At 72.2% G+C, this 14,781-nt stretch carries 9 protein-coding genes; 2 read left to right on the top strand and 7 right to left on the bottom strand.

The genetic code is table 11. From position 1 onward, the window contains the following. Positions 1–25: 25 nt before the first annotated feature. The 6 genes from AB0N04_RS27585 to AB0N04_RS27560 all read right to left on the bottom strand — a co-directional run bounded on the left by AB0N04_RS27585 (position 26) and on the right by AB0N04_RS27560 (position 10,138). On the bottom strand, positions 26–547 hold the full coding sequence (locus tag AB0N04_RS27585; protein WP_360218080.1) for a hypothetical protein: 522 nt from the start codon (positions 545–547) through the stop codon (positions 26–28). A gap of 70 nt (positions 548–617) precedes the next feature. Next, entirely contained in the window at positions 618–5,564 is a 4,947-nt protein-coding gene (locus AB0N04_RS27580; protein ID WP_360218083.1) for an NAD-glutamate dehydrogenase, read from the bottom strand. Positions 5,565–5,847: 283 nt separating this feature from the next. Next, positions 5,848–7,473: an L-glutamate gamma-semialdehyde dehydrogenase gene (gene pruA, locus AB0N04_RS27575; protein WP_360218131.1), complete on the bottom strand. Its 1,626-nt coding sequence runs from the start codon at positions 7,471–7,473 to the stop codon at positions 5,848–5,850. A 167-nt stretch (positions 7,474–7,640) separates the two neighbouring features. Continuing rightward, positions 7,641–8,300, bottom strand: coding sequence for an HAD hydrolase-like protein (locus AB0N04_RS27570; protein ID WP_360218086.1), 660 nt, complete (start codon positions 8,298–8,300; stop codon positions 7,641–7,643). 51 nt (positions 8,301–8,351) lie between these two features. After that, entirely contained in the window at positions 8,352–8,861 is a 510-nt protein-coding gene (locus tag AB0N04_RS27565; protein ID WP_360218089.1) for a hypothetical protein, read from the bottom strand. A 149-nt stretch (positions 8,862–9,010) separates the two neighbouring features. Next, positions 9,011–10,138, bottom strand: a complete 1,128-nt coding sequence (locus AB0N04_RS27560) for a patatin-like phospholipase family protein (protein ID WP_360218092.1) — start codon at positions 10,136–10,138, stop codon at positions 9,011–9,013. A gap of 339 nt (positions 10,139–10,477) precedes the next feature. On the opposite strand from AB0N04_RS27560, the gene AB0N04_RS27555 reads away from it, so the two are divergent. After that, positions 10,478–11,023: an Rv3235 family protein gene (locus tag AB0N04_RS27555; RefSeq protein ID WP_360218095.1), complete on the top strand. Its 546-nt coding sequence runs from the start codon at positions 10,478–10,480 to the stop codon at positions 11,021–11,023. Between the two features lie 134 nt (positions 11,024–11,157). On the opposite strand, the gene secA is transcribed toward AB0N04_RS27555, so the two are convergent. Beyond that, positions 11,158–13,920, bottom strand: a complete 2,763-nt coding sequence (gene secA / locus AB0N04_RS27550; RefSeq protein WP_360218098.1) for a preprotein translocase subunit SecA — start codon at positions 13,918–13,920, stop codon at positions 11,158–11,160. Positions 13,921–14,162: 242 nt separating this feature from the next. Here secA and AB0N04_RS27545 point away from each other — a divergent pair, with 242 nt between their 5' ends. Continuing rightward, on the top strand, positions 14,163–14,780 hold the full coding sequence (locus AB0N04_RS27545) for a GNAT family N-acetyltransferase (RefSeq protein ID WP_360218101.1): 618 nt from the start codon (positions 14,163–14,165) through the stop codon (positions 14,778–14,780). Position 14,781: the final 1 nt, after the last annotated feature.

Genomic DNA, 14,781 nt, shown 5'->3' with positions numbered 1-14,781 from the left:
CAGGGGCGGGTGCGGCCCGGTGCGGTCAGGAGCAGTAGGTGCCGCGCTTGACCAGGGCGAGGCCGGTGACCCTGGCGCCGTCCATGGTGAACTCGTAGACCCAGCCCTCGCCGCTGCGCACGCCCTCGGCCGGCAGCTCGTACTTGCCGTCCTTGCCCGGCTTGAGGCCCTTGCCGTCGTAGGCCCGCTTGAGCTCCTCCTCCGTCGAGCCCGCGCCGACGCCGTCGGCGGTCCGGGTGCCGGCCGGGGCGACGAGTTCGCGCAGGCCCTTCGTCCCGAAGCCGACCCGGCCGGTGGTGAGGAAGGCCTGGTCGTGGGTCCTGATGGCCGTCTCGAGCGCCTTGGCGTCCTTGGAGAGCCGGTCCAGCTCCGCCTGGTCGGCGGCGTTCTGGTCCAGCCGCACCTTCTCCCGCTTGTAGTACTCCATCATCTGCTGCGGCGAGGAGCCGGGCGGCAGCGTCTCGTGGGTCTTCAGCTTCGCCAGGACCTCGTCCAGCTTGGCGACGTAGGCGTCGGACTTGGCGCGGGCGTCCGTCTCGGCCGCCATCCGATCCGGGCACGAACGAACCGGCGGGGCCCGCGTCCGAAGACGCGGGCCCCGCCGGTTCAGCCGTCCGTCAGCGCATCGAACCGGTGCGCAGCAGGGTGCGGATGACGCGCATCGCGACCGAGAGGCTGGACAGCTCGTAGTTGTCCGAACCCCTTATGTCGTCGAGGGTGCTCTTGGCGCGGTTCAGCAGCGTGCTGTTGAGCTCCGCCCAGGCGGTGTAGCGCTCCTCCGGGGTGGCGCCCTCCGGGCCGCAGACCAGGATGTCGGCGGTCAGCGCCGCGTGCGCCGCGAAGAGGTCCTCGCGGATCGAGGCCCGGGCCATCGACGACCAGCGGTCGGTCCGGGGCAGCTCGATGATGCGGTCCAGCAGGTGGGTGATCTGCAGGCGGTCGGCGAGGTCGTAGTAGAGCTCGGCGACGTCCGCGACGTCCTTGCCGGAACGGTCCGCGACCTCGGTGATGTCCAGGGTCGGGAAGGTCGAGGACAGCCCGGCGACCCGGGTCGCCAGCTCCTCCGGCACGCCGGCCGCGGCGAGCTCCTCGTAGACGGACTCGAACCAGGCCAGGTCCTCGCCGCGCAGCGGCTTGGGCAGCGAGCCCCAGACCTGGTTGACCCGGTCGTGGAAGAACTCGATGGTGCCGGCGATGTCGAGCGGCTGGCGGCGGTTGTTGAGCATCCACCGGGTGGCGCGCTCGACCAGGCGCCGCGAGTGCAGCCGCATCTTGGTCTGGCCGCGGGCCGGGACCTTGTTGTCCAGGCCCTCGATCTCGCCCCAGATCTCCTCCAGGCCGAAGACGGCCCGGGCGGCGGTGTGGGTGCGGGCGATCTCCTCGTAGGTCGCGCCGGTCTCCTCCTTCAGCCGGAAGGCGAAGGTGCAGCCACCGCGGTTGATCGTGTCGTTGACGATCAGGGTGGTGATGATCTCGCGGCGCAGCGCGTGGTTGTCGATCGCCTCGGCGAACCGGGCCCGCAGCGCGCTCGGGAAGTAGTCGTGCAGCGCGGTGCGGAAGTACGGGTCGTCGGGCAGGTCGGTGGCGAGCAGCTCGTCGGCCAGCGTGATCTTGGTGTACGCGAGCAGGACGGACATCTCGGGCTGGGAGAGCCCGCGGCCGTTCTGCTGCCGCTCCTTGATCTGGCGCTCGGTGGGCAGGAACTCCAGGCCCCGGTCGAGCTGGCCGGCCGACTCCAGGCGGTTGATCATCCGGGAGTGGACGTTGACCATGCTGTGCGCCTGGGCGACGGCGTTGGCCAGCACCACGTTCTGCGCGTAGTTGTTGCGCAGCACCAGGTGGCCGACCTCGTCGGTCATCTCGGCGAGGAGGGTGTTGCGCTGCTTGACCGTCATGTCGCCCTCGGCGACGACCTGGTTGAGCAGGATCTTGATGTTGACCTCGTGGTCCGAGGTGTCCACGCCGGCCGAGTTGTCGATGGCGTCGGTGTTGATCCAGCCGCCGGTGCTCTCCGGGCCGCCCACCGCGGCGTACTCGATGCGGCCGAGCTGGGTGCAGCCGAGGTTGCCGCCCTCGCCGATGACCCGGGCCCGGACCTGGTCGCCGTTGACGCGGATGGCGTCGTTGGCCTTGTCGCCGACCTCGGCGTTGGTCTCGGTGGAGGCCTTGACGTAGGTGCCGATGCCGCCGTTCCAGAACAGGTCGACCGGCGCCTGCAGGATCGCCTTCATCAGCTCGGCCGGGGTGAGCCGGGCGACGTCGACGCCGAGGGCGGCCCTGGCCTGCGCGCTGAGCTGGATCGACTTGGCGCTGCGCGGGAAGACCCCGCCGCCGGCCGAGATCAGCGACTTCTCGTAGTCGTCCCAGGAGCTGCGGGGCAGCTCGAAGAGGCGGCGGCGCTCGGCGTAGGAGGCGGCCGCGTCCGGGTTCGGGTCGATGAAGATGTGGCGGTGGTCGAAGGCGGCGACCAGCCGGATGTGCTCGCTGAGCAGCATGCCGTTGCCGAAGACGTCGCCGGACATGTCGCCGATGCCGATGACGGTGAAGTCCTCGGTCTGGGTGTCGACGCCGAGCTCGCGGAAGTTGCGCTTCACCGACTCCCAGGCGCCGCGGGCGGTGATGCCCATGCCCTTGTGGTCGTAGCCGGCCGAGCCGCCCGAGGCGAACGCGTCGCCCAGCCAGAAGCCGTAGGACTCGGCGACGCCGTTGGCGATGTCGGAGAAGGTCGCGGTGCCCTTGTCGGCGGCGACGACCAGGTAGGTGTCGTCCTCGTCGTGGCGGACCACGTCGGCCGGGTGGACGACCTCGCCGCCGACCAGGTTGTCGGTGATGTCCAGCAGCGCGGAGATGAACGTCTTGTACGAGGAGATGCCCTCGGCCAGCCAGGCGTCCCGGTCCACCGACGGGTCCGGCAGCTGCTTGGCCACGAAGCCGCCCTTGGCGCCGACCGGCACGATGACGGTGTTCTTGACCATCTGCGCCTTGACCAGGCCCAGGATCTCGGTGCGGAAGTCCTCGCGCCGGTCGGACCAGCGCAGACCGCCGCGGGCGACCTTGCCGAAGCGCAGGTGCACGCCCTCGACCTGCGGCGAGTAGACCCAGATCTCGAACGCCGGACGCGGGGCCGGCAGGTCCGGGATGGCCTTCGGGTCGAACTTCATCGACACGTAGGAGTGCCACTCGCCGGAGGCGGCGTGCTGGAAGAAGTTGGTCCGCAGGGTGGCCGTGATGAGGTGCAGGAAGGAGCGCAGGATGCGGTCCTCGTCCAGCGACACGACCTCGTCGAGCGCGCCGGCCAGCTCCTCCAGGATGCCCTCGGTCAGCTCCAGGGCGCCCGAACGGTGGCTCGGGCTCAGCCGGGCCTCGAACAGGTTGACCAGCAGGCGGGTGGTGTGGGTGTTGTTGCGGAGCGCGTCCTCCATGTAGTCCTGGGAGAACGTGGAGCCCGCCTGGCGCAGGTACTTGGCGTACGCGCGCAGCATCATCGCCTGCCGCCAGGTCAGCCCGGCGGTGAGGACCAGCTCGTTGAAGCCGTCGTTCTCGGCCTTGCCGGTCCAGGTGGCCGCGAAGGTCTCCTGGAAGCGCTCGCGGGCCTCGTCGGTGAGCCCGGTGGCCTCGCGCAGCTTCAGGCCGAAGTCGTACACCCACGCGGTGGTGCCGTCGGAGCGGCGCAGCGCGTACGGGTGCTCGTCGAGCACCTCGACGCCCAGTCGCTGGAGCACCGGCAGGACCTCGGTGAGCGAGATCGGGCCGCCGACCCGGTAGATCTTGAAGCGGCGCTCGTCGTCGCCGGCGCCCACGGGCTGGTACAGGTTGAGGCGGAAGTCGCCGTCGCCGTGCAGCGCCTCGATCTGCTTGATGTCGGAGACGGCGGTGCGCGGCGGGAAGTCGGCGCGGTAGCCGTCGGGGAAGGCGTTGGCGTACTTGTGGCCGAGCTCGGCGGCCCGCTCCTCGCCCAGCTCGAGGTGCAGCTGGTCGTGGAAGCCGTCCATCCAGAACCGGGCCGCCTCGGCCAGGCGGTTCTCGATCCGCTCGATGTCGGTGTCGGTGAGCTGCGGCAGCTCGGTGCCCGGGGCGACCCGGACCACGAAGTGCAGGCGGGTCAGCACCGACTCGGTGGCGTACACCGTGTAGTCGATGGTGGCGCCGTTCAGCTCCTCCTTGAGGATGTCGGTGAGCAGCAGCCGGATCCGCGTGGTGTAGCGGTCGCGCGGCAGGTAGATGAACGCGGAGAAGTAGCGCCCGTACTCGTCCTGGCGCAGGAAGAGGCGCAGCTTACGGCGCTCCTGCAGGTAGAGCACGCTGGTCGCGATGGAGAGCAGTTCGGAGGCCGCGGTCTGGAACATCTCGTCCCGCGGGAAGGTCTCCATGATCTGCAGCAGGTCGCGGCCGTCGTGGCTCTCGCTGGAGAAGCCGGAGGCGTCCAGCACCTCCTGGACCTTGCGGCGCACGACCGGGATCCGGGTGACGGACTCGGTGTACGCGGCGGAGGAGAAGAGGCCGAGGAAGCGGCGCTCGCCGATCGGCTCGCCGGCGGCGTTGAACTTCTTCACGCCGACGTAGTCCAGGTAGGCCGGGCGGTGCACGGTGGAGCGGCTGTTGGCCTTGGTGAGGACGAGCAGCTTCTTCTCGTGGGCCTTGGCGCGGACCGGCGCGGACAGCCGGCCGAAGGCCTCGCTGACCGAGTGGTGCCGGTCGTCGTGGCTGTGCGGGTCGGCGCGCAGGATGCCCAGACCGGTGCCGGCGACGGCCTTCAGGACCTCCTCGCCCTCGTGCTCGACGAGGTCGTACTCGCGGTAGCCGAGGAAGGTGAAGTGGTCGTCGGCGAGCCAGCGCATCAGCTCCCAGGCCTCGCCGACCTCCTGCTCGGGCAGGCCGCCCGGGGGCTCCTCGGCGAGCTCGTCGGCCAGGCGCAGCGCGCTCTCGCGCATCTTGCTCCAGTCCTCGACGACCTCGCGGACGTCGCCGAGCACCCGGCGCAGGTTGGTCTCGATGGAGCGCAGGTCCTCGCGGTCCGTCTCGCGGTCGATCTCGATGTGCATCCACGACTCGACGGTCGCGTCGGCGGGCCACTCGGCGCCGGCGGCCTGGCTGCGGGAGCAGGCGTCGACGTCCAGGATCTCCAGCAGCTTGCCGGTGATGTCACGGCGGACGACCAGCTGGGGGTGGATGACGAGGTGGATCGCGCGGTCCTGGCGGGACAGCTCGTTGGTGACGGAGTCGACCAGGAAGGGCATGTCGTCGGTGACGACCTCGACCACGGTGTGGCCGCAGGACCAGCCGTTCTCCTCCACCGAGGGGGTGTGGACCCGCACCTCGGCGGTGCCCTGCGGGCGCTTGAGGCCCAGCCGGTAGTGGGAGGCCGCCGCGCCGTAGACGTCGACCGGGTCGGAGTCGACCAGGTCCTCGGGCGCGGTGTGGAGGTAGTAGTGGTGCAGGTACGCGGTCAGAGCGCCGTTGCTCAGACCCTCCCCCGGCGCCGCTCCCCCCACCTGGCTGTTCTCAGCGGCTGCGGCTGCCTTCTTGAGCAGTTCGGCCTTGGCTGCGTCCAGCTTGGTCTGCATGACTTCTTGGCTCCTGTCGCGCGCCGTTGCGTGACTCGGTCGGGTGTGGATGTTCACCGACGGGTCTCCCGCAATCCTGCCGCACCATCCGACTGAAAAGGCCCCATGGCGCGCATGAAACACCTTCGCAGTGGGTAGGACGATTCGTCTTGCGAAGCCACCCGACGACGCCAGCCAGCCTAACCGGATCAATCGAAGGTGCACAGGGACAGGGAGGCGCAAACCTGCAGGATGATCGGTCCGTCCTGGACACCATGTCCAAACCGGAACCCCTTGTTCACTCTCAGCCCATGTGGGGGTATCCGTACCGGACGGGCGGGACGAAGGTCTCCTTGATCGCCCGGGCCGAGGTCCACCGCAGGAGGTTCTGGGCGGCGCCCGCCTTGTCGTTCGTCCCGGAGGCCCGGCCCCCTCCGAAGGGCTGCTGGCCGACCACCGCGCCGGTCGGCTTGTCGTTGATGTAGAAGTTCCCGGCGGCGAACCGCAGGGCCTCCACCGCCTGGGCCACCGCGTAGCGGTCCTGGGCGATCACCGAGCCGGTCAGCCCGTACGGGGCCCCGGCGTCCACCCGGCCCAGCACGTCGTCCCAGCGGGAGTCCTCGTACACGTGGACGGCCAGGATCGGACCGAAGTACTCCGTCCGGAACATCTCGTTGCGGTGGTCGGAGGAGACCAGCACGGTCGGCCGGACGAACCAGCCGATCGCGTCGTCGTACTGGCCGCCGGCCGCCAGCTCGACCGTCGGGTCGGCCTTGGCCCGCTCGATGGCGTCCCGGTTCCGCTCGAAGGCCCGCCGGTCGATCAGGGCGCCCATGAAGTTCGAGAGGTCGGTGACGTCGCCCACCGTGAGCGCGTCCACCTCGGCGAGCAGCTCGTCCTTGATCCGCTGCCAGAGGCTGCGCGGCAGGTACGCGCGGGAGAGCGCCGAGCACTTCTGGCCCTGGTACTCGAAGGCGCCGCGGATCAGCGCGGTCCGCAGGATCTCCGGGTCGGCCGAGCGGTGCGCCAGCAGGAAGTCCTTGCCGCCGGTCTCGCCGACGATCCGCGGGTACGTCCGGTAGCCGCCGATGTTGGCGCCGATGGTCTGCCAGAGCGACTGGAAGGTCGCCGTGGAGCCGGTGAAGTGCAGCCCGGCGAGCGCCGGGTCGGCGAGCGCGACCGGGGAGACCTGGAGGCCGTCCCCGGTGACCAGGTTGATCACGCCGGGCGGCAGGCCGGCCGCCTCCAGCAGCCGCATCAGGTGGTGCGCGGCCAGGGTCTGGGTCGGCGCGGGCTTCCAGACCACGGTGTTGCCCATCAGCGCGGGCGCGGTCGGCAGGTTGCCTGCGATCGCGGTGAAGTTGAACGGGGTGACGGCGTAGACGAAGCCCTCCAGCGGGCGGTGGTCGACCCGGTTCCAGACGCCCGGCGAGGAGACCGGCTGATCGGCCAGGACCTGCCGCGCGAAGTGCACGTTGAACCGCCAGAAGTCGATCAGCTCGCAGGCCGAGTCGATCTCGGCCTGCTGCACGGTCTTGGACTGGCCGAGCATGGTGGCCGCGTTGAGGGTCTCCCGCCAGGGGCCCGCCAGCAGCTCGGCGGCCCGCAGGAACACCGCGGCCCGGTCGTCGAAGGAGAGCGAGCGCCACTGCCGGCCGGCCGCGAGCGCCGCGTCCACCGCCGCCCGCGCGTCCTCCCGGGTGGCGTTGCCGAGCACCCCCAGCCGGGCCGCGTGGTGGTGCGGCTGGACGACGTCGATCCGCTCGCCGGAGCCGAAGCGCTGCTCGCCGCCGATGGTCATCGGCAGCGGGACGGGCTCGGCCGCCAGCTCGTCCAGCCGGCGGACCAGCCGGTCCCGCTCCGGGCTGCCCGGCGCGTACCCCAGCACGGGCTCGTTGACCGGGTCCGGTACCTGGGTGACTGCGTCGATGGGCATGGCGGCTCCGTCCTGCTGACTGCTCCGGTGTCAGTCCAGCCTGACCAGCCGCCGCGCGATCCGCCCGTTCAGACACGCGGACGGCGGACGTGGCGCCCGCCACGTCCGCCGTCGCGACGGGCGCCGGCCCCCGCCCGTCGAGCGGGGCCGGGGCGCGCCCGTCAGCCCTGCCCCAGCCGCCCGGCCAGCTCGACCGCCTCGGCCAGGGTGTCCACCACCGGAACGCCGACCGGCTCCAGCTTCTCCCGGGTGTGCGAGCCGCCGGTGTAGAGCACCGCGTGCGCGCCCGCGCTCAGCGCCGCCAGGGCGTCGTCCGCGGCGTCGCCGATCAGCACCGTCCGGGCCGGGTCCACCTGCTCACCCAGCGCGGCCAGGTGCCGGGCCAGCTGCTCGGCCTTCTGGCCGCCGGACGGGCCGCTGCGGCCGTCCACCCGCAGGAAGCGGGTGGTGAGGCCGAAGGTGTCGACCAGCGGCAGCAGCTTCTCGTGCTCGTACATGGACAGCAGCGACTGGCTGTGCCCGGCCTCCCCCCAGCCGTCCAGCAGCTCGCGGGCGCCCTCGGTCAGCCCGCACTCCTGGCGCAGCTCGTGGTAGCGGGCGTGGAAGGCGTCGTCGAGCAGCAGCCACTCCTCCGCCGAGGGCAGCCGGCCGAGCAGCCGCTGGTAGAAGCGGGGGATCGGGATCTCGTACTGCTCGCGGTACTCCTGCAGGGTCATCGGCCCCACGCCGATGGTCGCGAACGCGGCGTTGCTCGCGCCGAGCACCGCCTCCATGTCGTGGAAGAGCGTGCCGTTCCAGTCCCAAACGATGTGTGTGCGCACGCCGGGAACGGTAACTCCGATCACCGGCGAACCGGTAGGGCCCGGCTCACCTCAGGCCAGCAGGGACGGGATCTCCTGGGTCGCGAACCAGAGCAGGTCGTGGTCCTCCGCGCCGTCCACGGTGAACTGGGCGTCCTGGTCGCCCGCGTCGGCCGCGGACACCGCAGCCACCGCCGCCGCGACGTCCTCGACCACCTCGTCGTCGGCGACGTCCGCGTGCACCGCCGCCGCCTTCGCCAGCGGCAGCGGGCCGGCCAGCACCACCCGGCCGAGCGAGGCCTGGTCCTGGTACTCGTCGCCCGGGAAGGGCCGGACCGCCGAGTCCGCGACGTCCAGCGCCACCACGACCCGGCGGCGCGGGGCGTCCGGGTCGGCGGCCAGCAGGCGCAGGGAGGACTGGGCGGCCCGGTTCAGCGCCGCGTACTCCAGCTCCTCCAGGTCGTCGCTGACGTACCACTCGCGCAGCGCGGGCGTCACGGCGTAGGCCGCGGACGGCTCCAGGGCACCACCGGGGTGCGCCGCCGCCAGGCCGGTCAGGGTGGTGGGCACGTACACGCGCATCGGTGGCACTCTCCGGTTCGTCCTGCGGGGGTTCGTCCTGCCTGGGTTCGTCCTGCCGGGTCCGTCCGGCGGGGGTTCGTCCAGCGGCACTACGTGCAGCGCCCCAAGAATAAGCGCCGCACGGCCCCCCGTGATCACCCCGGCCCGGCTCAGCGGGTGGCCCGCAGGGCCTCCCGGCTGGTCCTCAGGGCGCTCTCCAGGACGGGGTCGCGGCGGGCCGGGTCCATCATGTTCGGGCCCATCACGGCGAGGTCGGCCAGGGTCGGCGCGAGCAGTCGCACCCGCACGCCCTCGGCCCGCAGCAGCGCGGCCTCGCGCAGCAGCTGCCGGGTGACGGCGCGGCGGTAGCGGCTGACCAGCTGGGCCAGGACGCCGCGCGGACGGTCCCGGGCGCGCCACTCGCGCAGTGCGGCGAGGGTGCCGCGCCCGGCCCCGTCGACCGGGTGCACGGGGTCGGCGCCGGCCGGACCGCCGTCGGGCGGGCCCAGCCGCAGGGCCATCGGGGCGAGCACGTAGACCTCGTCCAGGCCCCGGCCGAGCAGCAGGTCGGCGTTGGTGGCGGACCAGCAGCCGCCGTCCACGTACGCCGAGCCGTTCAGCCGCACCGGCGCGAACCAGCCGGGGATCGCGCAGGAGGCCATCACCGCGTCGGCGACCGCGACCGCCGGGGCGTCCGGGTCGCCGAAGACCACCCGGTGGCCGCTGCGGTAGTCCACCGCGGCCACCCTCAGCGCCGGGACCCGGGCGCCGCCGTCCTCGCCGGGCGGCGGCCAGCCACCGGGGCCGAGCAGACCGCGCACCAGCTCGCCGACCGGGGTCAGCGAACCGCGGCCGTGCGGCGCCATCGCGGACACCATGGTCAGCAACGGGTACTCGCGCGGGTGCCGGACGGCGTCCCGAAGCAGGCCGGGCGAGCCGATGCCGGGCCGCGGTCGCGGCGGCAGCGCACCGCCGACGGAGGTCTCGTAGTCGAAGGCCACCCCGGCCAGCGGGCCCTCGGTGACCGGCAGGCCGCGCTGGTGGTCGCGCAGCTGCTCGGGGCCGACCCCGCCGGCCAGCAGCGCGCCGAGGATCGCGCCCGCGGAGGTGCCGAGCAGCAGGTCGGCGTCGCCCGGGCGCCGGCCGGTGGCCTCCTCGACGGCGCACAGCGCACCGATCGTCCAGGCCGCGCCGAGCATCCCGCCGCCGCCCAGCACCAGGCCGCGCCGGGGGGCGTCCCCGGCGGGCGGGGAGGTGCCCGCGGCCGCCGGGGACGGCACCGCCACCCGTGTCGTCATCGCGTCCGCCCGTCGTCGTGGGGTCGGCTCGCCCGCTCCCCGCGGTTCCCGGTCAGGCTCCGATGGTGCGCGCGGGCGGCCGGGCGGCGCAACGGGGGCAGCGGCGCGGCATCACCCGGTCCGGTGCGGCGGAGCGTCCCCTTTCGGACCGCAGGCGCCGTTCCCGCACGTCAACCGGGCGCCCCGGGGCCTGGTCACGGGCCCGTCACCGCACTGCCGGTTCACCCGGATAGGTGAACTTTCCGACTGGTCCCCGGATGGCGGCGAAAGCCCTTGCCGCCCTACGCACGGGGCCACTAGAACCCTCCGTACCCGCACCACCCGACCGAGGAGCCGACCGTGACCGCACCGCTGAGCCCCCGCCCGCACCGCCGACCGCACGGCGCCGCCGCCCACCCGCTCGCCCAGCACCCGGCCACGCAGCACCCCGACTCCCAGCCCCCCGCCACCCGGGCCCGGCACGCGGCCCCCCGCGGGAGCCACCCGGCCGCCCACGACCACCACCCCGCCGGGCGCCGGCCCCGCCACCCCCGCACGGACTGCCCCGGCCCCGGCGGCCACGACCCCCGCGCGCTCGCCTCCCGGTTCGCCCACCAGCTCGTCGAGGTGCTCACCGGCGCCCGGCCCGCCGGCCAGCTGATGCGGCACACCAGCCTGGACGGCTACGGGCAGCTCGCGTCCCTGGTCCGGATCGGCGCGCTGCGCCGCGGCGGCGCCGCCGACCGGCCCAGGCTCGGCCCGGTGCACGACCGGTCCCCCGCGCCGGACGCCGTGGAGGCCTGCGTCCGGGTCGACCTCGGCCGGCGGCACCACATGGTCGCCTTCCGGCTGGAGCAGCGCGGGCAGGCCGGGCAGTGGCAGTGCACCGCCGTGGAGGCCCGGTGAGCCGGGCCGCCGTGGCCCCGGCCGCGCGCGAGAACACGGGCCCCGGCGCGGACACCGGCGCGGCCCGGCGGCGGACGGCGCAGGGCGCCGCCCCCGTCCGGGAGCGGCGCCCTGTGCGGCGTCCTGCGGGTCGATCAGGCCTTGCGGCGGCGGCCCTTGGCCGACTTGGCGGCCTTGCGGCGCTCGGCGCGGGTCAGCCCGTCGCCCTCGTCCTCCGGCGCCAGGTCCTCGAAGTCGCCCTCGATGACCCCGCCGCCGACCTCGTCCGAGGGGGCCGTGTAGTGCAGCCGCTGCGGCTTCGGGGCCTCCAGGCCCTTGGCCTTGATCTCCGGGCGGGCGGCGTCCTTCTCCAGCTTGTCGAGCATCACCGCGGCGTCCTCGACCGGGACCTCCTCGACCTGCTGCTCGACCTGGACCTCCAGGTTGAACAGGTAGCCGACGGACTCCTCCTTGATGCCCTCCATCATCGCGGTGAACATGTCGAAGCCCTCGCGCTGGTACTCGATCAGCGGGTCGCGCTGCGCCATGGCCCGCAGGCCGATGCCCTCCTGGAGGTAGTCCATCTCGTAGAGGTGCTCGCGCCAGCGGCGGTCCAGCACCGACAGCACGACCCGGCGCTCCAGCTCGCGCATGATCTCCTCGCCGAGCTGGTCCTCGCGGGCGCCGTACTGCGCCTGGATGTCCTCCTGGATGGCCTTGGTCAGGAACTCCGGGGTCAGCCCGGCGGTGCCGCCGGCCTCCTCCTCCAGCTCCTCCAGGTCCAGGGTGACGGGGTAGAGCTGCTTGAGCGCGGACCAGAGCTTCTCCAGGTCCCAGTCGTCCTCGAAGCCCTCGCCGGTGGCCGCCTTGACGTAGGCCGCGACGGTGTCGTCCATGAAGTGGCCGACCTGCTCCTGCAGGTCCTCGCCCTCCAGCACGCGGCGGCGCTCGCCGTAGATGACCTCGCGCTGGCGGTTCAGCACCTCGTCGTACTTGAGGACGTTCTTGCGGATCTCGAAGTTCTGCTGCTCGACCTGGGTCTGCGCGGAGGCGATCGCCCGGGTGACCATCTTCGACTCGATCGGCACGTCCTCGGGGACGTTGGCCATCGACAGCACGCGCTCGACCATGCCGGCCTTGAACAGGCGCATCAGGTCGTCGCCCAGCGACAGGTAGAAGCGGGACTCGCCCGGGTCGCCCTGACGGCCGGAGCGGCCGCGCAGCTGGTTGTCGATCCGGCGGGACTCGTGCCGCTCGGTGCCGAGGACGTAGAGGCCACCGGCCTCCTTGACCTCGTCCTGCTCGGCCTTGACCGAGGCCTTGGCCTTCTCCAGCGCGGCCGGGAAGGCGGCCTCGTACTCCTCCGGGGTGTCCGTCGGGGTCAGCCCGCGCTGCGCCAGCTCGGCGGCGGCGAGGTGGTCGGCGTTGCCGCCGAGCATGATGTCGGTACCGCGGCCGGCCATGTTGGTGGCGACGGTGACGGCGCCCTTGCGGCCGGCCTGCGCGACGATCTGCGCCTCGCGCTCGTGGTGCTTGGCGTTCAGCACCTCGTGCGGGATGCCGCGCTTGCGCAGCTCCTGCGACAGGTACTCGGACTTCTCGACCGACACGGTGCCGACCAGCACCGGCTGGCCCTTCTCGTGCTTCTCGGCGATGTCCTCGACCACGGCGGCGAACTTGGCCGGCTCCGACTTGTAGATCAGGTCGGGCTGGTCGATGCGCAGCGGGTTCTTGTTGGTCGGGATCGGGACGACGCCGAGCTTGTAGATCTGGTGGAACTCGGCGGCCTCGGTGGTGCCGGTACCGGTCATGCCCGCGAGCTTGTCGTACAGGCGGAAGAAGTTCTGCAGGGTGATGGTGGCCAGCGTCTGGTTCTCGTTCTGGACCTCCACCCCCTCCTTGGCCTCGATCGCCTGGTGCATGCCCTCGTTGTAGCGGCGGCCGGCCAGGATGCGGCCGGTGTGCTCGTCGACGATCATGACTTCGCCGTTCATCACGACGTAGTCCTTGTCCGCCTTGTACAGCTCCTTCGCCTTGATGGCGTTGTTCAGGAAGCCGACCAGCGGGGTGTTCACCGACTCGTAGAGGTTGTCGATGCCCAGGTAGTCCTCGACCCGGCTGACGCCCTCCTCCAGGATGCCGACGGTGCGCTTCTTCTCGTCGACCTCGTAGTCGCGGTCGACCTTCAGGCGCAGCACCAGCTTGGCGAAGTCGGCGTACCACTTGGTCGCCTGGTCCGCCGGGCCGGAGATGATCAGCGGGGTGCGGGCCTCGTCGATGAGGATCGAGTCGACCTCGTCGACGACGGCGAAGTTGTGGCCGCGCTGGACGAGTTCGTCCTTCGACCAGGCCATGTTGTCGCGCAGGTAGTCGAAGCCGAACTCGTTGTTGGTGCCGTACGTGATGTCCATCGCGTACTGCTGCTTGCGCTCGGCGGGCGTCATGTTCGCCAGGATCACGCCGACTTCGAGGCCCAGGAAGCGGTGCACCCGGCCCATCCACTCCGAGTCGCGCTCGGCGAGGTAGTCGTTGACGGTGATCAGGTGGACGCCCTTGCCCGTGAGCGCGTTCAGGTACGCGGGCAGGGTGCCGACGAGGGTCTTGCCCTCGCCGGTGCGCATCTCGGCGACGTAGCCGTGGTGCAGGGCGGCGCCGCCCATCAGCTGGACGTCGTAGTGCCGCTGGCCCAGGACGCGCTTGGCCGCCTCGCGGACGGTGGCGAAGGCCTCGGGGAGGATGTCGTCCAGGGTCTCGCCGTCGGCGAGCCGCTGCTTGTACTCGTCGGTCAGCGCGCGGAGCTCGGCGTCGGTGAGGTTGACGAAGTCCTCTTCGATGGAGTTGACCTGGGCAGCAATCCGCTGCAGCTTGCGAAGGATCTTGCCTTCGCCGGCGCGCAGGATCTTGTCGAAGACGGACACTTGAGCGGGCTCCTTGCCTGTATTGGCACTGGACGACTGCACGGCGGGTCCACCCCACCGCACGGGCCATCGTATGCGAGGAGTCCAATGCCCCGGGAGGTGCGTCAGCACGCTATTCCCGTGTCACCCGCCCGAGCAGTTGGACCGATAGCACCGCCCACCGGGGCAAACCGGTCAGCCCACCCGGGAGTTGGCCGCATATTCGGATGACCGAATTCCCCTTCCGTCGGAATAATCCCGGCATGGAAGAAGACGTCGAAGGCCCCGGCGGCGACCCCGCCTCCCTCACCACCGACCGCCTCCTGCTGCGGCCCCCGCAGGCCTCGGACGTGGACGCGGTCCACGCCGCCTGCCAGGACGAGGAGATCCAGCGCTGGACGGTGGTGCCCAGCCCGTACCGCCGGGAGGACGCGGAGTACTTCGTCCACGACCTCGCCGCCGAGGGCCGGCGCACCGGCGGGAACCTGATCTGGTGCGTGTTCGAGCGCGCGTCCGGCGCCCTGGTCGGCACCCAGGGGCTGGTCCTGCGCCCCGGCGACCGGGGCTCCGCCGAGGTCGGCTGGTGGGCGGTGAAGGAGTTCCGCGGGCGCGGCTACACCGTCGAGGCCGCCCGCGCCGTCGCCCGGCACGGGCTGCTCGAGCTCGGCCTGCGCCGCCTCGAGTGGCAGGCCTACGTCGGCAACGAGGCGTCCCGCGCGGTCGCCGAGCGGGTCGGCTACCGCTTCGAGGGCACCCTGCGCTCGTACGCCGAGCAGCGCGGCACCTTCCGCGACGCCTGGGTCGCCTCGCTGCTCGCCTCCGACCTCCCGGACGTCCCGGGCCTCCTCGACGCCGCGGGGCCGGCCGACCGTCGGGTCTGAG

This window comes from Kitasatospora sp. NPDC051702 (assembly GCF_040681575.1).
Lineage (GTDB): Bacteria > Actinomycetota > Actinomycetes > Streptomycetales > Streptomycetaceae > Kitasatospora.
Note: the sequence above shows the minus strand (reverse complement) of the source record. Positions and strands in the feature narration are given on the sequence as shown.

Excerpts from the sequence above, each read along its gene's own strand:
- AB0N04_RS27560 (WP_360218092.1), bottom strand. The coding sequence starts at position 10,138 with ATGACGACACGGGTGGCGGTGCCGTCCCCGGCGGCCGCGGGCACCTCC.
- AB0N04_RS27585 (WP_360218080.1), bottom strand. The coding sequence starts at position 547 with ATGGCGGCCGAGACGGACGCCCGCGCCAAGTCCGACGCCTACGTCGCC.
- AB0N04_RS27565 (WP_360218089.1), bottom strand. The coding sequence starts at position 8,861 with ATGCGCGTGTACGTGCCCACCACCCTGACCGGCCTGGCGGCGGCGCAC.
- AB0N04_RS27580 (WP_360218083.1), bottom strand. The coding sequence starts at position 5,564 with ATGCAGACCAAGCTGGACGCAGCCAAGGCCGAACTGCTCAAGAAGGCA.
- AB0N04_RS27545 (WP_360218101.1), top strand. The coding sequence starts at position 14,163 with ATGGAAGAAGACGTCGAAGGCCCCGGCGGCGACCCCGCCTCCCTCACC.